The 20,678-nt window shown below is 56.1% G+C and carries 19 protein-coding genes; 10 read left to right on the plus strand and 9 right to left on the minus strand.

The features are described 5' to 3' along the window. Positions 1-16: 16 nt before the first annotated feature. The 3 genes from CKQ54_RS22140 to CKQ54_RS22150 are packed head-to-tail and all read right to left on the minus strand — an operon-like array spanning position 17 to position 2,398. Positions 17-661, minus strand: a complete 645-nt coding sequence (locus CKQ54_RS22140) for a hypothetical protein (protein ID WP_120162916.1) — start codon at positions 659-661, stop codon at positions 17-19. Between the two features lie 47 nt (positions 662-708). After that, positions 709-948 carry a DUF1272 domain-containing protein gene (locus tag CKQ54_RS22145; protein ID WP_120162917.1) on the minus strand — a complete coding sequence of 80 codons (240 nt, stop codon included), beginning with the start codon at positions 946-948 and terminating at the stop codon, positions 709-711. Between the two features lie 31 nt (positions 949-979). Continuing rightward, positions 980-2,398, minus strand: a complete 1,419-nt coding sequence (locus CKQ54_RS22150; RefSeq protein WP_120162918.1) for an MFS transporter — start codon at positions 2,396-2,398, stop codon at positions 980-982. A gap of 134 nt (positions 2,399-2,532) precedes the next feature. Between CKQ54_RS22150 and CKQ54_RS22155 the strand changes: the two genes are divergently transcribed. Next, entirely contained in the window at positions 2,533-3,438 is a 906-nt protein-coding gene (locus tag CKQ54_RS22155) for a LysR family transcriptional regulator (RefSeq protein ID WP_120162975.1), read from the plus strand. A 15-nt stretch (positions 3,439-3,453) separates the two neighbouring features. Here CKQ54_RS22155 and exoX read toward each other — a convergent pair whose 3' ends face one another. Beyond that, positions 3,454-4,116, minus strand: coding sequence for an exodeoxyribonuclease X (gene exoX / locus CKQ54_RS22160; protein WP_120162919.1), 663 nt, complete (start codon positions 4,114-4,116; stop codon positions 3,454-3,456). A gap of 401 nt (positions 4,117-4,517) precedes the next feature. On the opposite strand from exoX, the gene CKQ54_RS22165 reads away from it, so the two are divergent. From CKQ54_RS22165 to CKQ54_RS22205, 9 genes are all read left to right on the plus strand, one after another. Next, positions 4,518-5,672, plus strand: coding sequence for a mandelate racemase family protein (locus tag CKQ54_RS22165; RefSeq protein WP_037033211.1), 1,155 nt, complete (start codon positions 4,518-4,520; stop codon positions 5,670-5,672). Positions 5,673-5,724: 52 nt separating this feature from the next. Beyond that, the gene (locus CKQ54_RS22170) at positions 5,725-7,368 is read left to right on the plus strand and encodes an ABC transporter substrate-binding protein (protein ID WP_425272817.1); all 1,644 of its coding nucleotides are present in this window, start codon (positions 5,725-5,727) and stop codon (positions 7,366-7,368) included. A gap of 41 nt (positions 7,369-7,409) precedes the next feature. Further along, positions 7,410-8,426 carry an ABC transporter permease gene (locus CKQ54_RS22175; protein ID WP_120162977.1) on the plus strand — a complete coding sequence of 339 codons (1,017 nt, stop codon included), beginning with the start codon at positions 7,410-7,412 and terminating at the stop codon, positions 8,424-8,426. Then, positions 8,423-9,328 (plus strand): ABC transporter permease, encoded by a 906-nt coding sequence (locus CKQ54_RS22180; protein ID WP_120162920.1) that lies wholly within the window; start codon positions 8,423-8,425, stop codon positions 9,326-9,328. Before CKQ54_RS22175 ends, CKQ54_RS22180 begins: the two co-directional genes overlap by 4 nt. Next, positions 9,300-10,166: an ABC transporter ATP-binding protein gene (locus CKQ54_RS22185; RefSeq protein WP_120162978.1), complete on the plus strand. Its 867-nt coding sequence runs from the start codon at positions 9,300-9,302 to the stop codon at positions 10,164-10,166. Before CKQ54_RS22180 ends, CKQ54_RS22185 begins: the two co-directional genes overlap by 29 nt. A 24-nt stretch (positions 10,167-10,190) precedes the next feature. Then, positions 10,191-10,961 (plus strand): ABC transporter ATP-binding protein, encoded by a 771-nt coding sequence (locus tag CKQ54_RS22190; RefSeq protein WP_120162979.1) that lies wholly within the window; start codon positions 10,191-10,193, stop codon positions 10,959-10,961. Positions 10,962-11,127: 166 nt separating this feature from the next. Then, positions 11,128-11,442, plus strand: coding sequence for a helix-turn-helix transcriptional regulator (locus CKQ54_RS22195; protein WP_208644648.1), 315 nt, complete (start codon positions 11,128-11,130; stop codon positions 11,440-11,442). Further along, positions 11,435-12,700, plus strand: coding sequence for a type II toxin-antitoxin system HipA family toxin (locus tag CKQ54_RS22200; protein ID WP_120162922.1), 1,266 nt, complete (start codon positions 11,435-11,437; stop codon positions 12,698-12,700). Before CKQ54_RS22195 ends, CKQ54_RS22200 begins: the two co-directional genes overlap by 8 nt. Before the next feature lie 63 nt (positions 12,701-12,763). Continuing rightward, entirely contained in the window at positions 12,764-13,648 is an 885-nt protein-coding gene (locus CKQ54_RS22205; protein WP_120162923.1) for a GNAT family N-acetyltransferase, read from the plus strand. 20 nt (positions 13,649-13,668) lie between these two features. Here the strand turns inward: CKQ54_RS22205 and CKQ54_RS22210 are convergent, their stop codons facing one another. The 5 genes from CKQ54_RS22210 to CKQ54_RS22230 all read right to left on the minus strand — a co-directional run bounded on the left by CKQ54_RS22210 (position 13,669) and on the right by CKQ54_RS22230 (position 20,675). After that, the gene (locus tag CKQ54_RS22210; protein ID WP_120162924.1) at positions 13,669-15,018 is read right to left on the minus strand and encodes a glycoside hydrolase family 10-like protein; all 1,350 of its coding nucleotides are present in this window, start codon (positions 15,016-15,018) and stop codon (positions 13,669-13,671) included. Between the two features lie 89 nt (positions 15,019-15,107). Then, positions 15,108-16,049 carry a DMT family transporter gene (locus CKQ54_RS22215; protein ID WP_120162925.1) on the minus strand — a complete coding sequence of 314 codons (942 nt, stop codon included), beginning with the start codon at positions 16,047-16,049 and terminating at the stop codon, positions 15,108-15,110. A 78-nt stretch (positions 16,050-16,127) separates the two neighbouring features. Next, positions 16,128-17,915: an ABC transporter permease subunit gene (locus tag CKQ54_RS22220; RefSeq protein ID WP_120162926.1), complete on the minus strand. Its 1,788-nt coding sequence runs from the start codon at positions 17,913-17,915 to the stop codon at positions 16,128-16,130. Then, positions 17,915-19,423: an ABC transporter substrate-binding protein gene (locus CKQ54_RS22225; RefSeq protein WP_120162927.1), complete on the minus strand. Its 1,509-nt coding sequence runs from the start codon at positions 19,421-19,423 to the stop codon at positions 17,915-17,917. The genes CKQ54_RS22220 and CKQ54_RS22225 overlap by 1 nt, the downstream gene beginning before the upstream one ends. 13 nt (positions 19,424-19,436) lie before the next feature. Continuing rightward, positions 19,437-20,675: an MFS transporter gene (locus tag CKQ54_RS22230; RefSeq protein WP_120162928.1), complete on the minus strand. Its 1,239-nt coding sequence runs from the start codon at positions 20,673-20,675 to the stop codon at positions 19,437-19,439. Positions 20,676-20,678: the final 3 nt, after the last annotated feature.

Consider the following 20,678-nt stretch of genomic DNA (forward strand, 5'->3'; position numbering starts at 1 on the left):
TTTTCAGCAGTGGCAGCTATTTCCCACAGCCTGTCACTTGCGGATAGTTGCGGCAAACCAGCATGAGTTTATGTTTCGGTTCAAAGCCTTTATCCAGCATACATTGCTGAACTTTGGCGGCTTTCAGGACGGTTGGAACGAAAGGAACCGAGCCCAGCGGTTTCGGATATCCGCATTCATACATCACCTGTAACGCGAGCTTGTCATTCTCAGCTGCGTGCGAAAAATGCCGTGAGGCACCCGCTTTACGCCAGCTGATGAGTTGGTATTCATTCCGGCCTGAATCCGGTTTGATCGGATGAAAACCCTCATCAGCGACAAAAGGCAGTGCTTCGAGCTGTCGCTGACTGAGCGGGTGACCCTGTTGTTTCTCGATGCAGGCAGGGGTGTTTTTGTAGTAATCGCAAATGTGAAAACCCCCCTTATAGGTAAATCCTTTCCCCTCCATGCACTGGTAATACAGCACCGATTCATTATCGGTAAAAGAAGGTTCCGGCCCCGGCAGCGGGACGCCGCATTGCCCCATCGCAACACGCGCATCATCTATGCTGCTATTGGGGCGCTGCCACTGCGTTAAATCAGGCGGAGGCGGACATCCGGTGAGCAGAAAAACCGAACCAATCAGTGCAGATGAAGAAACCAGAGAAAAATAGCGAGGCATAAAAATCCTTTATTTATAATGATGATCCAGATTTCATTCAGCCATTACTAAGAAGCACACCCCTCTGGCTTAAATACCCGCGTGGTGGAGGCCGGATTGTTCGCCAGTTTATTTGCCGGTCTGCGCGGGCGTGCGACAAGTTCTCCGCCGCAATTGGGGCATATCCCGCTCAGTTTATCTTCGGCACAAGGGACACAGAATGTGCATTCAAATGAACAAATTCTGGCGTCAGCAGCCGGGGGCAGATCGGTGTTGCAGCACTCGCAATTGGGTCTCAGTTCCAGCATAGAATTTATCCTTGATCAGCATGTGTAAGTTTTAGCCATTTTGCAGGTGAGTGGCAGGGTTTCGCAAGCGGCTCAGACTGATCAGCATCGCCAGCACCGTGGCAATCACCGCCACCCACAAACTGACCTTCACCGCCTGCGCTTCCTGTAACACAGTACTGGCCGAATAAATGGTCAGGATAATGCCGACACACGCCGTTCCCAGACACTGACCGAAGGTACGCATGATCGCCAGCACACCGGAGGCATAACCGCTGTTTTCCCGTGAAGCGCTGGAGAGCATTTCACGGTTGTTCGGGCTCTGGAAGCAGCCGAAGCCCAGGCCGCAGATAAAGCTTCGCAGACCGATATCCCACATCTGCGGGTGTGGTGGCAGTTTTGCCAGCAGCAATAAACCCAGCGCGAAAACGCACAATCCTGCGGTCGAAATGATCGCTGCCGGATAGCGGTCAGCAAGGCGTCCGGCATGCGGCGCGGCGAGAATAATTCCCAGCGGCCACGGCGTGAAAAGCAGTGCTGAAACAAACGCGCTGTAACCGTAAACGCTCTGGAAGAGAAATGGCAGCGCGACAAAAGTGATGCCCTGACTGACAAAAGAGGCCAGCGAAGTGAACGCCGCCAGCGTGAACCGGCTGGATGCAAACATACCAGGCGGCAGCAGTGGTTTTGGTGCACGACGCTGACGCCAGACAAAAGCTGCGCCTGCGATCACTGCTGTCAGGCCATACGTTAAGGCTGTCGCCAGTTCGTCACTGCCCGGATGTGCGAAGGATTCGGCGGCCATAATCAGCGCGCCCAGCGCCACCGCCGACAGAACTGCACCCGCCGTATCAAATGGCTGACGCGTGCCAGCCGGATTGGAGGGCACCACGCGCAGCGTAATCACCACGGCAATAATGCCGAGCGGAATATTAATGGCGAACAGCCACTGCCAGCTCATCGCCGAAAGTATTGTCCCGCCCAGAACCGGCGCGACGGCGGTGCTGGTGGCGATCATCAGGGCGTTCAGCCCCAGTATTCGCCCGAGTAAACGATTGGGAAACACCGAGCGCAAAATCGCCGGGCCGATACTAAGCGTAGCCGCCGCACCGATACCCTGAAGCACACGCATGATAATCAGCATGTCGAGGGATGACGACAGCGCACAACCCAAAGAGGCGAGGGTAAAGACCGTCAATCCGGCGGCAAACAGCCGACGAAAGCCGATGTGGCTGGCGAGCGCGGCAAATATCGCCAGCGTCATGGAGGCTGAAAGCAGATACCCGTTCGACACCCATACCGCGGCGCCCGCAGAAATGTCCAGTGCCTGCGCGATTTGCGGCAGGGCAATGTTAACCATCGAGCCGTCGAACACTGCCATCGTCGCCATGATCATCACGGCGGCCATTGCCAGTCCCCGTTCATGGCCGGGTAATCCTTCATCGCCTGGTTTGTCGGAAAATAATTCCATAACGCATTCGCCTTATTGATATTGAGTCAGGTAACTATACCGGCAGGTAATATAGTGCGGAAGGCGCAGCATCTGCACTTAATACCTGCACCAAACGCCTTCTCTCATTATTGCTGTTGCGTTACTCTGTGCAGATGACTGAACCCGATCTGAACTTACTTATTGCACTTGATGTGCTGCTGGCTGAAGCAAGTGTAGCCGCTGCTGCCCGACGTCTGGGATTAAGCGCCTCTGCCATGAGCCGTACGCTGGGTCGCCTGCGCGAAAGTACCGGCGATCCGCTGCTGGTGCGTGCCGGACGAAATATGGTGCTGACGCCTTACGCCGAAGAAATCCGCCAGCGTGCCCGTAATGCCAGTTTTGAAGCCCGCGCGCTGTTGCGGCCTTCATCGGCAGATTTCAATGTCGCCAGACTTGAGCGCACTTTCCTGATCCGATCTAATGATGGTTTTGTGGTGGCCTTCGGCGCAGCGATGATTGCCGCTGCTGCGCAGGTCGCCCCTTCCGTGTGTTTGAGATTTATGCCAAAACCGGAAAAAACCTCAAATGCATTGCGGGAAGGGCGGGTCGATCTTGAGATTGGTGTTTTAGGCGAAATGGGGCCGGAAATTCGTTTACAGACGTTGTTCCGCGACAGGTTTATGGGCGTGGTAAGAAAAGGGCATCCGCTGTCGGGTGAGAAAATGATTACCGCGAACGAGTATGTGTCTTTCGGGCATGTTGTCGTTTCGCGCCGAAACAACACCTACGGGCCTGTCGATGACGCGCTGGCCGAAGTCGGATTGAAACGGAAAATCGCCGCCGTCGTGCCGGGTTTTTCTGCCGCGCTGGCGATTGCACAAAACTCCGATCTGGTGGCATTGATCCCCGCTTCATTTCTCATTGCTGAGCCAGACCGGTTACATGCGTTTGAACTGCCGGTGATCACCCGCGAAATCACTATCTCTCAGATGTGGCATCCGCGTTCAGAAGTCGATCCGGCGCATCGCTGGTTGCGACAACTGGTGCTGAGTGTGTGCAGGAATAAAATCCCGGATTGACTCACATTCAGTCCCTTACTCGGCGTCGAGATAATGTCTGAGCGTCATCCGCAAATCCGGCGTTAATTCTTTGATGTTTTTAAGCATCCAGCGCAAATATCCCGGATCATCCTCGGCGATTTCTGCAATTTTCCGGCCGCGATATTTTCCGAACATCATGGTGCTGACCAGGGCCGGGCGTCCGGTAATGGTCACCATTTCTTCGGGCGTCCAGCCGGATTCATCCATGATGCGGATCAGCAGCGCGGCAGTAATATAGCAGTCAAACAGCGCACGGTGATGATGCAAGTCCGCAGGCGTGGCAACTTGCAGCTTGAGAGATTTGTAGAGTGCCATATTGCTGTACTTAATCCCCGGCCATAAACGCCGCGCCAGTTTCACGGTACAAATCCATTCGCCCGACATATCAGGCAGCATGCGCTGATCAAAACTGGCATTGTGAGCAACATAATACTGACTGCCGTGGTAGCGCGGGATGATCTCCTCAATCCACGGTTTGTCGGCCACCATCGCTTCGGTGATTTTGTGGATGGCCATCGCCTGATGGCTGATCGGACGGTCCGGGCGCACCAGATCACTCATCGGGTTAACAATTTTCCCGTTCTCGATATCGACGGAGGCCACTTCCACCACGCCACCCTGCAATCCGCAGGTTTCCGTATCAATAACACGCAACATTTTCTACTCCGGCTGATCACCAAATACTTTCCAGTACCGATAGCCTAACGGAATGGCTTTCCTGTGCCCACTTTTCTGATCACAACTTTTTTCATCACAAACATAGACTGAATATCTCCCCATACTCACTCCGTCTATTTCCTGTACAGATCACACTTCCCCCTGCTTTCGTGAAAATGCTCACATTCGTCCGTGCAGATGCCCAAACAAACACGGAAATTTTCGGCTTTTAGCCGTGGAAATGCTTCAGGAAACTGTCTAAGTTCAATATTGAAACGCTATTTTATTATTGTTGGATTGCGGTTTTAAGGAAGTGTGAGTGCGCTCACATTGCTGAATGAACACGCAATTGCGGCGCGCCCTGAAGGGCGTTAACTCACTCAGTAATGGCAGGTATCGCTGTGAAAATAAGTTCTGTTGAAGTCTCTGTTTTTACTTATCCGACCCGTCGTGTTTCAGACAGCGCGGGTCATTCGCATCCGGGTGAAGAAAGTCAGGCAAAAATGGCGATGTTAACCATCACCACCGATGAAGGCGATTGCGGATATTCGTTCGCGCCGCCGGAAGTTGTGCGTCCGCACGTCGTGAACGCATTTTTCAGAAAAGTACTGATCGGTCAGAATCCGTTCGACCGTGAACGTCTCTGGCAGGATCTGGTGCACTGGCAACGCGGCAGTGCACATCAGCTGACCGAACGGGCGCTGTCGTTTGTCGAGCAGGCGCTGTGGGATCTGATCGGCCGCAAACTGAACATGCCGGTACACAAACTGCTGGGTGGATTCCGCGAGAAAGTACCGGCCTACGGCAGCACCATGTGCGGCGATGAATTGAAAGGCGGATTATCGACACCGGATGAATTCGGTCAGTTTGCTGAAAAACTGGTCGCGCGCGGTTATCAGGCCATCAAGCTGCACACCTGGATGCCGCCGGTGGCATTCGCCCCGGATCCGAAAATGGACATCAAAGCCTGCGCCGCCGTGCGTGAAGCCGTCGGGCCGGACATCGAACTGATGCTTGACGGCTATCACTGGTACAGCCGCAGTCAGGCGCTGACCATTGGTAAAGCGCTGGAAAAACTCAACTTTGCCTGGTTCGAAGAACCGATGGAAGAAGAGAGCATGGCGTCCTACGCATGGCTGGCGGAAAACCTGTCCATCGACGTGATCGGGCCGGAAAGTCTCGGAGGTAAACATCACAGCCGTGCGGACTGGGTCAAAGCCGGTGCCTGCGACATTTTACGTGCCGGTGCTAACGGCGTCGGCGGCATCTCGCCGTGTATGAAAGTTGCCAGTCTGGCAGAAGCCTTTGGCATGGATTGCGAAGTACACGGCAACGGCGCAGCGAGTCTGGCGGTGGTCGGTGCTATCCGCAACTGCCGCTGGTACGAGCGCGGTCTGCTGCATCCGTTCCTGGAATACGACGAACCCGCTGCGTATCTGAACAGCATCGTTGACCCGATGGATGAGCACGGTTTTGTGCATCTTTCTGACCGCCCTGGCCTGGGTGAGGACATCAATTTTGATTACATAGAAACCCATACCGTCAGTCGCGACTGACCTGCGGGCAGAAAAAAATAATAAACCTCTGACTCTACCCGGAAGGTACATCATGAACTCTGGCAAAACGTGGGGCGCGTGGATTTTCGCGCTCCTGCTGATGACCGGTGGCTGGACGGCGCAGGCAAAAACGCCGCCCGACCAGCTGATCATCGGCATGAACATGAATAACCTGTTAACGCTCGATCCGGCAGCGATGACCGGCAATGATATTGTCGGCATCGTGGTCAATCTTTATGACCCGCTGATTGAGCTTGATCCCCAACAACTCACCAACGTGCGCCCGGCGCTGGCGACCTCGTGGGAGGTCAATGACGCCCGTAATCTCATCACGTTTCATCTGCGCGACGGCGTGAAATTCCACTCCGGCAATCCCGTGACCGCTGACGATGTGGTGTGGTCCATGCGCCGCATTCTGCACCTCAATCTGGCACAGGCCTCGGTGTGGAAATCCTACGGTTTCAGCAAAAAGAATGTCGATGAGATGGTACGTTCGCCGTCTCCCGGTGTCGTCGAAATTCAGTTACCGAAACCCAATGACCCGAAACTGGTGATTTACTCACTGGCGGCGCTCGGCAGCGTGGTAGCGCTGGACAGCAAAACTGTGCAGGCGCATGAAGTGAACGGCGACTGGGGTAACCGCTGGCTGACCACCAACGAAGCCGGTTCCGGGCCGTTTCGCCTCGATAACTGGCAGGCGAAAGACGTGCTGAACATGAGCCGTAATCCGCAGTACTGGCGCGGTGAACCTAAGCTTTCGCGCGTAGTCTTCCGTCATTTTCAGGAGTCGCAGACGTTGCGCCTGATGATTGAAAAAGGTGATCTGGATATTGCCAATAACATGGCCGTATCGGATGTTACCGCGCTCAGTCACGACCCGGCGATGCAGGTCGATCAGGTAAAAAAAGGCACCATTTATTACGTGGCGATGAGCATGAAAGAGCCGCATTTTGCTAACCCGAAAGTACGCGAAGCGGTGCGCTATCTGATTGATTATCAGGGAATCGGCAAGGCGCTGATGAACGGCTACGGCATTGTGCATCAGCGGCCGATTCAGGTCGGGATGCCTGCCACGTTGCCGGATCCGGGTTACCAGCTTGATATTCCGCGGGCGAAAACTTTGCTGGCAGAAGCCGGATATCCCGACGGTTTTGATACCACGCTGCGGGTGCTGGCGGATCAGCCATTCCTCAATATCGCCATTGCTGTGCAGTCAACGCTGATGCAGGCAGGCATTCGCGCCAAAATTGTCACCGGCACCGGTAACCAGATTTACGGCGCGATGCGTGAACGTAAGTTCGACATGCTGGTCGGGCGCGGCGGCAGCGGCGTGGAACCGCATCCGCATTCCAGCCTGCGCGCGCTGGTTTATAACCCGGATAACAACGACGCGGCGCGGCTGACCAACTTTCAGGGCTGGCGCACCGGTTTTTACGACAAACAGCTGAACACGGATATTGATCAGGCGCTGCTCGAACGTGACCCGGAGAAACAAAAACAGGATTACTTCGCCATTCAGGAACGCTATGACGCGCTGATCCCGGCGCTGGTGCCGCTCTCGCAAATGGTTGATTCCATCGTGGTGCGCAGGGACGTCAAAAACTATCTGCCGCATCCCTCTGCGACCACGTTCCTGCGCGACGTCTGGAAAGACGAACCTGCTGACGTGCAGCCAACCGGAGGTAAAGGATTATGACCATGCAAATCCCGGCTCCCGCTTCAAAGCAAACGGCGCGGATGTCATTCCCCGCCGGACGTATCGGCAAACGGCTGGTGCAGGTGGCGGTCACACTGTTTGGCTTGCTGTTGCTGACTTTTTTTATTGGCCGCGTGATGCCGGTGGATCCGGTGCTGGCGATTGTCGGACCGGACGCCGACCACAGCACCTATGAACAGGTTTACCACCAGCTCGGTTTTGATAAACCGTTGTGGACGCAGTTCGGCATCTACCTTTCCGGGCTGGCGCACGGCGATTTAGGCAACGCGCTGCTGACCGGCAAACCGGTGACGCAGGACATTCTGCGCGTGTTCCCGGCCACCATGGAACTGGCGACGCTGGCGATCATTCTTGGCGCAGGCGTCGGCATACCGTTAGGTGTGCTGGCGGCGGCAAAACGCAACAGTATTGCGGATTACGTGGTGCGCATCATCAGTCTGGCCGGTTATTCCACGCCGATATTCTGGGTCGGCATGATGGGTTTACTGGTGTTTTATGCCTGGCTCGGTTGGGTAGGCGGTGCCGGACGGGTAGATTTCAGCCTCGACGGGCAGGTCACCCGCCACAGCGGATTTATGCTGATTGACGCGCTGATCGCCGGAAACTGGGAAGTGTTTCGCAACGCGCTTAATCACCTGATCCTGCCTGCGTCGCTACTCGGCTTTCATTCGCTGGCCTACATCAGCCGCATGACCCGCAGCTTTATGCTGGCGCAACTTTCACAGGAATTCATTATCACTGCCCGCGTCAAAGGGCTGAGTGAATGGCATGTGCTGTGGAATCACGCCTTCCGCAACATTCTGGTTCAGTTGCTGACCGTGGTGGCGCTGGCGTACGGCTCGCTGCTCGAAGGCGCGGTGCTGATTGAAACCGTGTTTTCCTGGCCTGGCTTTGGTTCGTATCTCACCAGCAGCCTGATGCTGGGTGACATGAACGCGGTGATGGGCTGCGTGCTGCTGGTCGGCATGATTTTCGTGGTGCTGAATTTGCTCTCTGACCTGCTCTATCAGGTCTTTGACCCGAGGACAAAAGTATGACGATTTCCCTCGATTCCGTCACGCTCAGCGCAGGCGACGAAAAACGTCAGCGCGTGAAAAGGGCGTTTGGCCGCGTGGGCCATTTTCTGTGGCAGATGGCCTGTAATCCGCTGACGGCCATCGGCGGCGCGATAGTTCTGGTGCTGATGATTGTGGCGATTTTTGCGCCGTGGATCGCGCCGTTTCATCCGCTGGTGCAGGATTTAAACAACGCGCTCAGCCCGCCGTCGGCAGCGCACTGGTTCGGCACCGACGAGTTTGGCCGCGATATTTTCAGCCGTCTGGTGTATGGCTCGCGCATCACTTTGTACATTGTGCTGCTGGTATCGGTCACCGTCGGGCCGCTTGGATTACTGTTAGGTGTCACCGCCGGGTATTTCGGCGGCAAAACCGACATGGTGCTGATGCGCGTCACCGATATTTTCATCTCTTTCCCGAGTCTGGTGCTGGCGCTGGCGTTTGTCGCCGCGCTCGGGCCGGGGCTGGAACATGTAGTGATCGCCATTACGCTCACCGCGTGGCCGCCAATTGCGCGTCTGGCGCGTGCTGAAACGCTCTCACTGCGACAGGCTGACTTTATCTCAGCGGTGCGTTTGCAGGGCGCGAGTCCGCTGCGGGTTTTGTGGCGTCACATTGTGCCGCTGTGCCTGCCGTCGGTGATCATCCGTATCACCATGAATATGGCCGGTATCATTCTGACTGCCGCCGGTCTGGGCTTCCTCGGCCTCGGCGCACAGCCACCGGATCCGGAGTGGGGCGCGATGATATCCAGCGGGCGTACGTACATGATGGAGTGCTGGTGGGTGGCGACTATTCCCGGTCTGACGATCCTGATTAACAGTCTGGCGTTCAACTTTTTAGGAGATGGCCTTCGTGACATTCTCGATCCCCGAAATGACTGACGCTCAGGCGTTACTCGATGTGCAGGATTTGCACGTCAGTTTTGTGAATGGTCGTCAGGTGACGCAGGCGGTACGCGGCGTGTCTTTCCAGCTCGGACGCGAAAAACTGGCGATTGTCGGCGAATCCGGCTCGGGTAAATCCACCGTCGGTCGTGCGCTGTTGCATCTGCATCCGTCAAAAGCGCAGATCACCGCCAGCAAAATGCAGTTCGCCGATGTCGATTTGCTGCACGCCAGCCCGAAGCAGATGCGTCAGGTTCGCGGCAAACGGATTTCGATGATTATGCAGGACCCGAAATACTCACTGAATCCGGTGCTGTGCGTGGGCGATCAGATTGCCGAAGCGTGGCGGTCGCACCACAAATGTTCGTATCAGGATGCCAAACGCAAAGTGCTGAATATGCTCGACGTGGTGCGCATCCGGGATCCGGAACGGGTGTACGGTCTGTACCCGCATGAGATATCCGGCGGGCAGGGACAGCGCATCATGATTGCAATGATGCTGATCACCGACCCGGAAATGGTGATCGCCGATGAACCGACCTCGGCGCTGGATGTGTCCGTGCGTTTACAGGTGCTGGCGCTGCTCGACGACCTGGTGAAAACGCGCGGTCTGGGGCTGATCTTTATCAGTCACGACATCAATCTGGTGCGCAGTTTCTGCGATCGTGTGCTGGTGATGTACGCCGGACGCATCGTGGAATCCATCGCCGCTACCGATCTTGATAACGCGCAGCATCCGTACACTCGCGGCCTGCTGAACGCGCTGCCGGACATGGATAACCGCCGTTATCCGCTGCCGGTGATGCAGCGGCAGGCCAGCTGGCTGACAGATTAAGGAACCGACATGACAGCTAAAACCATGATTGATGTGCGCAACCTGAACCTGACGTTTGGCGAAGGCGCGAAAACCACGCAGGTGCTGACGGATGTGAATATCGCCGTGCGTGAAGGCGAGATTTTCGGGCTGGTGGGCGAATCCGGTTCCGGTAAAACCACGGTGCTGAAATGTCTGGCGGGGTTGTTTACTCACTGGAAGGGCGAGCTGAAAATCGATGGCCAGCAGCTTGAGCACCGCATCGGACGCGACCGCTGTCGTCTGGTGCAGATGGTGTTTCAGGATCCTTACGGCTCCTTGCATCCGCGCCATACTATCGGCGACATTCTGGAAGAACCGCTGCAAATTCACCGTATCGACCAGCGTGATCAGCGCATTAATACCATTCTGGAGAAAGTCGGCCTGAACCGTGCGTTCCGCAGCCGTTATCCGCATCAGCTTTCCGGCGGCCAGCGCCAGCGCGTGGCAATTGCGCGGGCGCTGATCCTCAAACCGCGCGTGTTACTTCTCGACGAACCGACTTCTGCGCTGGATGTGTCGGTACAGGCAGAAGTCCTCAATTTGCTGTTCGATCTTCAAAAAGAGGAAGGCCTGACTTATCTGATGGTCACCCACGATTTGGGTGTGATCGCCCATCTCTGCCAGCGCGTCGCGGTGATGAAATACGGCAAAATCCTTGAAACACTGGAAACCGATGCCCTGCTGCGCGGCGATATCACGGACGATTACACCCGCGTGCTGGTCGACGCCAGCCGTGACTACAGCCGTGAAATGGCGGCGAAAGTGATGTTATGAGACTGGGCTAGCAAGTAATTTACTGCCGCTGCATCGGGCATGATGCAGCGGTCAAGATTCTTTTTCAATGGCTCACAAACCCTTCCTGATATTTCTATGCGGCATCTGTGTTTAATTCTATAATATTGTGTATTAAGTCTGATATTTAAGGTTTAAACACAATATGATGGATTTAAGTCTCAGCAGACCCGATGAAATTGTTAAAATGCTTTGTGACCGTCTGCGTAACGAACGGCTGTCACAGCAAATGACACAGGCTGATGTGGCAGCAAGGGCTGGCGTCGGCGTTAATACGGTTTCCAATCTCGAATCGGGAAAAAATGTGGGCTTTGAGAATGTGATCAGAGTAGCGATGGTACTTGGACGCCTGAGCGAACTCGAAGAACTTTTTAAGCCGAAAGTTGACAGTCTGGACGACATTCTCCGCTATGAAAGTAGCCTGAAACGCCAGCGGATCAGAAAGAAGACTGACGATGCCTGATAAAATAGAAGTGTATTACGAAGGATGGAGCGAACACTGGCTGTTGGGAACTCTAGTGTCTTCCACTGCGCTTACCGGTCGTCCGGTCATCTTGTTCGAATACAGTGATGAAGCCTTACGCAAAGGGCTGGAATTGTCTTCATATACGCTGCCGTTGCGCGGGTCCAAACTACGCAGAGAATTTCCCTTACATCAGCTGGGTTTGCCTGCGCCTGTCTATGACTCATTACCCGACGGTTGGGGGATGCTCCTGATGGACAGATTGTTCAGACAGCGTGGTCTCAACGCAGCGCGGATTGGGCCGCTGGAGCGACTCACCTATATCGGAAGTAATGCGATGGGGGCGATGTCATTCCGGCCTGCGCAACCGGAAGCATCTCCTCCTGAAGAAGACATTCCGCTCGTTCAATTAGCGTCTGAAGTTCAGGAAGTACTCGATGGTGAAGGTGGCGAGTTTTTGCAAAGATTGATGAAAATGGGTGGATCTCCGCAAGGTGCGAGACCCAAAGCGTTGCTTTGCCGTGATCCTGTGACGGGGATATTTACGACTAAGTCTGCTCCAGACCTGGAAAACTGGCTGATTAAATTTCCTGCCCGGCAGGAACATCCTGAAGTCTGTGCCATTGAGGCGGTCTATGCGCAAAGTCTGCGCAACTGCAATATTGTCACGCCGGATTCTCAGTATTTCAGTCTGCCGGGTGGGCAAGCTGCATTCGCCAGTAAACGTTTTGACCGCCAACAAGGGGTGAGAGTACCCATGCAAAGTCTCGCCGCATTCACCGGCGCTAACTACCAGTCCCCCGGGGCGCTCGATTACACCAATTTTTTACGTGCCACGCAGATGTGTACGAATGATGTTCGTGAAAAAGCTCGCGCGTTTGAGCGAGCGGTATTCAATATTGCGTTCAATAACCGCGACGACCATCCAAAAAATTTCTCTTACCTGATGGCATCTTCGGGTCAATGGACACTGGCACCGGCTTACGATGTCACTTATTGCGACGGGCCAGGCGGTTATCATCAGATGGATGTGATGGGTGAGGCACTCGACATCGAAAGGAAACATGTCATGGCGCTGGGCATGCAGGAAGCTGAATTAACCTCTCAGGAAACAGAACTTATTATTGAGAAAATATGTGAAGCTGCTGCCAGTTTTGCCGCGTTGTGTCAGGAGATGTTCCACCATCAAATCACGTTCGAAACGCGCAATACGATCCAGGCAACCATTAATGCCAATATAAAGCGGCTTTCAAACTAGCGTCTTGACAGAATAATGGAGACCCTTTAATTTCATTGATACTATCAACAATCAGGGTTAATCATGTCGGCCATTCACACGATCCGTACCGAGCTCCGCTATCTTGTCAGGGAGCTCGGGCTGCTGGATAAAAACTGTTTTCGCTCGGGTTTATCCCTGACACAGGCGCATCTGCTGACCTATCTGTCGAAGAATGGCGTGACGTCTTTTGCCGAATTATGTCTGCAGCTGAGTATGGATAAGGCGTCACTGAGCCGGACGCTGAACGTGCTGGCCGGGAAAAATTATGTTGAACCGGTGGCGGGTGTCAAAGACAAACGGCAGAAAAGTTTTCAGCTGACGGCGGCGGGTGCGCGGAGTTTAGAGACGGCGGATGACGCGGCGGATAATGAATTATCATTTATCGATAATGCAATGGCGTTGCAGGATGCGCAGGAAATAATAAACGGGTTACGTGCGCTGAGAATTAACACCTTCCGGCGTAATGCTGCACGTCATCCGCAAAGAATACAAATTGAAATAATGCGCAGTAATTACCTGCCGGAAGTGACGAAACTATTAACTGAGACCTTTGCGCAGGAGCAGAATATTCCGGCGGAACTGATTTCATTACCGCCGCAGTTGAAAAGTCAGTGCTGGATAGTCCGCTCGGGGGAATATGTTATGGGCACCGTTTCCTGCTGGTATGAAAATAATCACTGGCACTGGGGACGGTTTGCGGTGAATCCGTGCTATCGCGGAATGGGGATCGGTAAACAACTGGCGCGTGTTTCATTGCAGGAGATGCTGGAGCAAACGGATAAAGTGCTGCTGGATGCGCGGGATTCCACGGTGAAAATCATCAGTGATCTGGGCGGTGTAATCACCGGCCCGACCACCGATTTTTACGGTATGCCGATTACACCGATGCGCCTTAAAAAAGAAGATTTTCAAAACGCGACCGCCTGACCGGTCGCGTTCCTGTTGCCTCAGCCTGCGTTGCCCCATCTGCGTTTCAGGTAGCTGACGGCTTCCTGCGTCTGCGGCTGGTTGAGGTAGTTTTCCCTGAACAGAATCGTGCCCTGAATTTGCGGGTTGGATTCATTCATATCGAGCTGTTTTTTCAGCTCAGGCACGCCGCCGCTAATCATCCAGTCGGGTTCACTCTTCGAAGGTTCACCCACTTTATACAGTGCGACACCAATGTAGAGGCGCGTATGGGTGGGTTTCACCACTTCCGCCCACCACTGCGCCAGCACATCATAACGGGCGGCTTTGCGGGCAAAAGGCCAGTAAAGTTGCGGCGCGATGTAATCAAGCAAACCCTGCTGCACCCAGAGACGGGTATCGGCATACGCCTCATCATAGGCCGCCGCGCCAGAGGTGTAGGAACCTGCCGGATCGTGCGATACATTCCGCCAAACGCCTGCCGGACTGACGCCAAATTCCACGCCGGGTTTCAGCTGTTTAATGGTGCGTGAAACCTGCTCAATTAGCAGCTGGGTATTATGGCGTCGCCAGTCGGCTTTCGAGGCAAATCCGTGTCCGTAGCGCCGGAACGTCAGATTATCGTCAAGCGTCGAACCCGGCGCTTCAGTATAGAAATAGTCATCAAACTGCACGCCATCCACCGGATAACGCGACACCACTTCGGCCACGATGCTGGTTATCCAGTCGCGCGCTTCGGGAATACCAGGGTCGAGCACAAAGCGGTCGCTGGCGGTGCGGATCCAGTCGCGGTGCAGGACAAATACGCTGGCAGGATGCAGTGGCAGCGTGTTGTTCAGCTCAGCCACGGTAGAAGGTTTGGTGTTGACCGACACGCGGTAAGGGTTAAACCAGGCGTGGACCTTCATTCCGCGCTTATGCGCTTCATCGAGCATAAACTGCAACGGATCATAGCCCGGATCCTGGCCGATTTTGCCGGTCAGCGTATCCGACCACGGCAGGATTTTAGAGGCCCACAGCGCCGTGCCATCCGGTTTCACCTGGAAGAATACGGTGTTTATTCCGAGACTTTGCAGCTTGTCGAGTTTGTCAGTCAGAGCCTTTTTCTGCTGGCTGATGCGTGCAGCCGGACTGCTGGCCGTCACCGAAGACACCGGCGGCCAGTCGAGACGGGAAACCGTCGCCAGCCATACACCGCGCACCGGTTCATGCGACTGCGCAGATTTACCCGGCAGTGGCTGTTTGGACACCGGTGGCAGCGGCGTGACCAGTGATTTCGGCGGCTTCGAAGAGCAACTGGCCAGTAACAGCGCCAGCCCTATCAGGGTCGCTGATGTTTTGACGATCTTGATCGCTGAAATGTCTTGTGATCGGGCGATGATAAACTCCATTTTTCTTGTAATCGCGGGGACAGGCAGCAGATTAGCTGCTTCGTGTCGCGTGCTTAATGATCAGGATTAATTTTCACTGTAATCAGGCATTAACGCAATTTCCCCAGACGCCTTTTTGCTATCCACTGGCGCAACATTCCTTCGGCGCTCACGGTCAGGATCCCCAGCATGATAAGCAGCGCACCGGCGATAAAGTTGATTTTCAGCGGTTCATGCAGAAAAACCACGCCCGCAATAATGCCGAAAACCGGCGTCATAAACGAGAGGATCCCCAGACGCGAAGCCTGATAACGGCGCATCAGGCTGAACCACGCCAGATAACTGCCGAACGTCACGATCACGGTCTGAAATACCATGCTGCTGACAGAAACCGGCGTCAGGCGAAACTGCGTCTGACCGGTCAGTAACGCCATGGCACCAAGCAAAACGAACGCGCCAGCCAGCTGATAAAACAGCGTCATGGTGGCGCTGCCGGAAGATAACGCGCTGCGACGCACCACGATAGTGGTCATGCCCCAAAAGGCACCGGCCAGCAGGCCGAAGAAATCGCCGAGCAGCATATTGCTGGCCTGCGGTGCCGTAGAATTATTGCCGCCAAACAGGAAAGCGACAACTACGCCGAGAAAGGTGATGCCGACGCCGGACCATTGCAGGCGGCTCAGGCGTTCTTCCGGCACCAGAAAATGCAGACCGAGCGCAGCGAAAATCGGTGCGGTATACAGGAAAACCGCCATGTGAGCGGCAGTCGTGAACCGCAGCCCTTCAGCGACAAACATAAATTCAACGGAGAACAGCAAACCGACCAGCAATCCGGGGCGCAGCGTCTGTGCGCTGAACGGGATTTTTCGCTGGCGGATGAGCATCAGGATCATCACCGCCAGCCCCGCCATGCCCGAGCGCAGCGCCACCTGTAACAACGGCGTGATATCCGCTGCGGCGCTTTTGATCGCCACCTGCTGCATACCCCAGATAATACAAAGCCCAACCATCACGCTGCTGGCAAATCCGTCCAGCGGTTTACGCGAGTCCATTTTCTGTCTTCCTGTTCTGTCTTCTTGTCATAAATCAGTCCAACAGATTAGCGCGAAACTATAAATTCAGATAATGGTTCAGCGAGCACGGGCCGGATTTTTCCAGCGTACATTGCTCAGGGTTACGGCCATCACCGACAGTAACGCCAGCGCGCCTGCCGGGGCGAAAACCGTCCAGCCCGCACGCTCGATATAAGGCATGCCTTCGGCCAGCACGCGTCCCCATTCAGGCACCGGCGGCGGTGCGCCAAGCCCGAGAAAACCCAGAGACGCCAGCGCCAGCGCGATGCCGGGTAAACGCAGTAATGCGTGGCGCAGAAGCGGACCGGCAAGGGCGGGAAACACATAAAACACATGACGACGAATAGCCCCGACGCCGGAAAGGGGCAGCATCTGCATATAAGGACGCGCGCGGATTTCCGCCACCCGCGCGGCGGTGTGAGCTGCCAGCGGCGCCCAGCTGACGGCGGTGACGGCAATGATGGCGCCTCCTGCCGTAGCGCCGTTAAGGGCAGCGACCACTAATCCGGCGATCACCGGCGGCAGCGCATTGGCGACTTCAACAGGGCCGGTCATTGCGCGGGGAAACGCACCGGCAATCACCCCAGCGACCAGACAAATCAGCGAAACTATCAGCGCCTGAAAACAGGTATTGAGTGTGCCGTGCGCCACACGGGCGAGAAGGTCGCGCCCCATCGCGTCCGCGCCAAAAGGCAGGGCGAAAGACGGCGGCTGTAACCGTAAATAGTCCGATGCCAGCGGGTCGCGTGGCAAACCGGCGCAGACCATTACAACCAGAATCAACAGGCATAACAGCGGGATCCACGGGCGCGATTTTTCCGTGCGATTGGAGGATACCGGAACCGGCACCGCGTTCAGCCTGACGGCGCGCCCCAGCAAGACGATCCGCACCCCTCCGGTTAACATGCCAAAAAGAGACGCCAGTAACAGCAGGATCAGAATTCCGGTCTGTAAGGCCGGTAAATCACCCGCAGCCGCTGCGCCCAGCGTGGCGCGCCCGAGACCCGGAATGGCGAACACCTTTTCAACCGCCACTGCGCCGCCGGTCAGGGAAACCAGCACCAGCCCGGTCAGTGGCATTACCCCGGGCAGCGTCCGGCAGACAACGGCCAGTGCGGTATGACGGCGTTTAATACCCAGCACGCTCCAGGTCGTCAGCCAGTTTTCTTTAAAGGTTTCGCAGAGCGCATCAGAGTAAATTCGTCCGAGATACCCGCCAGCCGGAATACCCAGTGCCAGCGAAGGCAGCACTGCGTAATGCCAGCCTTGCCAGCCATAAGGCGGAAAAAGGGAAAGCCAGACCGCACCGACGATCAGCAGAACTGACGCCAGTAAAAACTCCGGCAGGGCGGTGAAAAGCGCTGCGGTAAAACCCGCCGGGCGGGGCGTTCTGCCCTGTAATCCGCGCAACATTGTGCCGGCGCACAACAACAGCGCGAGAGTAAAGGCCACGCCCGCGGAGGATGCCATCAGCGTTATTGAAACGCCGGTTGCCTGCAACGTACCGGGCAGAACCGGCAATCCCGAAACCCATGACACACCGGCGTCGCCGTGCAGCAAACCGTTCAACCAGTGCGTCAGCGCAAACCACGGCCCATTGTCCAGCCCGAGCGACTGGCGGATTGCCGACAGTGTTTCTGCCGTGGCTTCCTGCTCGCCGGAACGCGCGCGCAGTAATGACAGCGCCGGATCACCGCCGGACAACCACGGCAGCAGACCGGTCAGCACTACTATCGCCGCCAGGGTCAGCAGGCGTGAAATCAGTGGCATCAGTGCTCCGGCGGACTGGCTCATGCGCAGACGGCTGACACCCGCGCAGGTGCGGCAATACAGAGATTCGCTCATCAGCCAGCCTGACTCACACGCTGTGTAGCAGCGTTGATTAGCGTGCGTTCACGCGGGTCGCGCACGGCGTCACGAATATCAGCCGCTTCGCCCTGAATCACTCGTTCATGCAGTATTGGAATGGCGGCATCAGTTGAGAGGATCAGGTTTTCAGCCCGCATAATGGCCTCACGGCGCGCATTGCCTGCCGGAATGGCAGCGGCTTTTTGCAACGCCTGGTCGATTTCAGGGCGACAAAGTTGCGCGATGTTAAACGAACCTTTGCAGGCGAAATCGCTGTACATGTAGGCCACCGGATCGCCGGAATCAAGTACTGTCGCACGCGATAAAATAAACGCATCGAACTTACCTGCCAGCGCATCAGATTCGATTTGTGAATACTCGCGAACCACCTGATTGACGGTAAAACCGGCCGCCGTCAGCTGCTGCGCCAGATACACCGCCACTTCCGGCAGTTCGGCGCGGTCACTGAATGTCGCTAATGTGATGGTTTCACCGGCAGGTTTAGCAGCAGTAACAGGATCGCTCACCGGCTGGCGCAATTCTGCCGCCCACGGCAGCGCCGGGCCGAGCAAACCCTGCGCCACGTCGGCACGTTTTTCGTAGACGTTATCCACCAGTTGCTGACGGTTAATCGCGTCGCGCACGGCGGCACGCAATGCCGCATCCTGCATCACGCCGGATTTCGTATTGAGATACAGCGTGTTGGTGCGCGGCATGGGCACTTCGTGGATTAAACGCTGGTCGAGCAACGGTGCCTGTGAAACCGGAATAGCTTCCACAATATCCGCTGAACCGGTACGTAACGCTGCTCCCCGCGCGGTGCCATCCGGCACAAAACTGACGTCGATGCCGCTGGCTTTAGCCTGTTTCCCCCAGTAACCGGCGAAACGCTCGAGTCTGGCGCTGCTGGTGCCGTTGACCTGCACCAGTTCAAAGGGGCCGGAACCGGTATGACGCGGGTTAACCGTGCCATCCGCGCTGTAGGCTTTTTTTGAAAGGATGGCCAGCTGCGGGCTGGAAAGTCGCTGTGGCAACAACGGATCGGGTTGCGCGGTGGTGACGATAACGGCCAGCTGACCGTCCGCTTCAGCGGTCAGTTGCACGCCATCCAGAATGCGTGGTTTTGGCGCAGCTTGTGCGGCGACGGTCAGCGCATTTACCACCGTGGCGGCATCAAGCGCGCTGCCATCATGGAATTTTACCTCCGGGCGTAACTCAAACCGCCAGCGGTTATCGCCGGTTTGCTGCCAGTTTGTCGCCAGCGCCGGTTTCGCTTCACCCATTTTATCAAGCACCACCAGCGTTTCTGCTGTGCTCCAGCGCGAGAGTTTAAACGCATCGTCGCTGAGCGGCGTCAGGCCGGAACGTGGCGGTTGTAACATCGCCAGCCGCAGGCGCTGATCGACACTTTGTTGGGGAGTTTTATCGGCTTCATTGAAGCAACCGGTCAGTAATAGCGCAGCAGAAAGCAGCCCGGCCAGCGGGCTTACACGTAACAGAGACATCAAAAATTCCTTGTCAGATTGCGGGAGGAGGCAGGCGGCGGCAGATTCGCCACATCGCCAGCGCACTTAAAAAGGGAACCGCCGCCAGCGCCAGCCACGGAATGACCGCGGCGGGTGATGGGGTTAGCGCGTTATCAAGCAGGCCGCCGAGCAGGAAATTGCCCGCCAGCACCGCAATGCCGCCCATCGAAGAGAGCGCACCGTAATGCGCACCGAGATTATGTTGCCCGGCAAAGCGTGGGATCAGATCCATCCCGACCGGCACAATCAGCATCTGGCCGACAGTCAGCAGGGTGATCAGCAACACGGATGGAAGCAGCCGCAGCCAGCCCTGGGGCGGGATCGTCCAGGCGAACAGCGCGACAGCGACAAATGCGGCAGAGAGCAATCCGAAGCCCGCAGGCAAAATCCGTGCGGCACCCATCCGGCGGGCAAAACGCGCCAGCGGCATTTGCAGTACGATCACCAGAACCGAAGCCAGGACGAACAATGGCCCGAGATCTTGCTCACTGCCGCCAGAACGGCGCAGTTCAACCGGCAGTGCCAGATAGAGCTGGTTGTAGCTGAACAGGTACGCGCTATAGGCGATGATAAAAGCCACAAAACGCGGCTGACGGAACGTCTCCCACCACTGCACAATTTTCAATTCTGTGGCGCGTTTTGGCGTGGCGGGCAGGGTGAAAAACAGCACCAGCAGCGCAATCAGAAACAGTCCGGAACCGGCCAGCGCTACCGGCTGAAAACCGTATCCGGAAAGCAGGGAGCCTAGCAGCGGCCCAAGCACGGCCCCCAGTTCGGCACATACTGCTGACAGAGCAAACCATTCGGCGCGGCTGCGTTTTCCGGCTTTTTCGCTGTGGGTTCCGGCCTGCGCCAGTAGGGCTTCAATGGAAGGGGAAAACAGCGCGCCACCGACACCGGTCAGGCAGGCACCGAGGATCACGGGTGCCAGCGTGTCGGAAAGTCCGAGCAGCAGGAAACCGGCGATGCGCACCACGCAACCGAGCAGAATAATGAGACGTGCGCCGTAGCGATCTGATAACGCGCCGCCGAGTAAAAACATCCCTTGTTGTGAGAACGTCCGCAGACCCAGCACCAGCCCGATCGCCCAGCCGGAAAGCAGTAAATCATCGCGAAGAAAAATCGCCAGAAATGGCACGACAGCATAAAAGCCAATATTAAACACCAGACTGCTGGCAAGCAGCAGCGGCGGTTTGGGCGCAGAAGGGCGCGCAATAAAACGGGTCAGCATCCG

The sequence above is a fragment of the Rahnella variigena genome (genome assembly GCF_003610915.1).
Classification (GTDB): Bacteria; Pseudomonadota; Gammaproteobacteria; order Enterobacterales; family Enterobacteriaceae; genus Rahnella; species Rahnella variigena.

Bases quoted from the DNA above. Each gene is read 5' to 3' on its own strand.
- CKQ54_RS22140 (WP_120162916.1), bottom strand. From the start codon at position 661: ATGCCTCGCTATTTTTCTCTGGTTTCTTCATCTGCACTGATTGGTTCG.
- CKQ54_RS22145 (WP_120162917.1), bottom strand. From the start codon at position 948: ATGCTGGAACTGAGACCCAATTGCGAGTGCTGCAACACCGATCTGCCC.
- CKQ54_RS22150 (WP_120162918.1), bottom strand. From the start codon at position 2,398: ATGGAATTATTTTCCGACAAACCAGGCGATGAAGGATTACCCGGCCAT.
- CKQ54_RS22155 (WP_120162975.1), top strand. From the start codon at position 2,533: ATGACTGAACCCGATCTGAACTTACTTATTGCACTTGATGTGCTGCTG.
- exoX (WP_120162919.1), bottom strand. From the start codon at position 4,116: ATGTTGCGTGTTATTGATACGGAAACCTGCGGATTGCAGGGTGGCGTG.
- CKQ54_RS22170 (WP_425272817.1), top strand. From the start codon at position 5,725: ATGAACTCTGGCAAAACGTGGGGCGCGTGGATTTTCGCGCTCCTGCTG.
- CKQ54_RS22175 (WP_120162977.1), top strand. From the start codon at position 7,410: ATGTCATTCCCCGCCGGACGTATCGGCAAACGGCTGGTGCAGGTGGCG.
- CKQ54_RS22180 (WP_120162920.1), top strand. From the start codon at position 8,423: ATGACGATTTCCCTCGATTCCGTCACGCTCAGCGCAGGCGACGAAAAA.
- CKQ54_RS22190 (WP_120162979.1), top strand. From the start codon at position 10,191: ATGATTGATGTGCGCAACCTGAACCTGACGTTTGGCGAAGGCGCGAAA.
- CKQ54_RS22195 (WP_208644648.1), top strand. From the start codon at position 11,128: ATGGATTTAAGTCTCAGCAGACCCGATGAAATTGTTAAAATGCTTTGT.
- CKQ54_RS22200 (WP_120162922.1), top strand. From the start codon at position 11,435: ATGCCTGATAAAATAGAAGTGTATTACGAAGGATGGAGCGAACACTGG.
- CKQ54_RS22205 (WP_120162923.1), top strand. From the start codon at position 12,764: ATGTCGGCCATTCACACGATCCGTACCGAGCTCCGCTATCTTGTCAGG.
- CKQ54_RS22210 (WP_120162924.1), bottom strand. From the start codon at position 15,018: ATGGAGTTTATCATCGCCCGATCACAAGACATTTCAGCGATCAAGATC.
- CKQ54_RS22215 (WP_120162925.1), bottom strand. From the start codon at position 16,049: ATGGACTCGCGTAAACCGCTGGACGGATTTGCCAGCAGCGTGATGGTT.
- CKQ54_RS22220 (WP_120162926.1), bottom strand. From the start codon at position 17,915: ATGAGCGAATCTCTGTATTGCCGCACCTGCGCGGGTGTCAGCCGTCTG.
- CKQ54_RS22225 (WP_120162927.1), bottom strand. From the start codon at position 19,423: ATGTCTCTGTTACGTGTAAGCCCGCTGGCCGGGCTGCTTTCTGCTGCG.
- CKQ54_RS22230 (WP_120162928.1), bottom strand. From the start codon at position 20,675: ATGCTGACCCGTTTTATTGCGCGCCCTTCTGCGCCCAAACCGCCGCTG.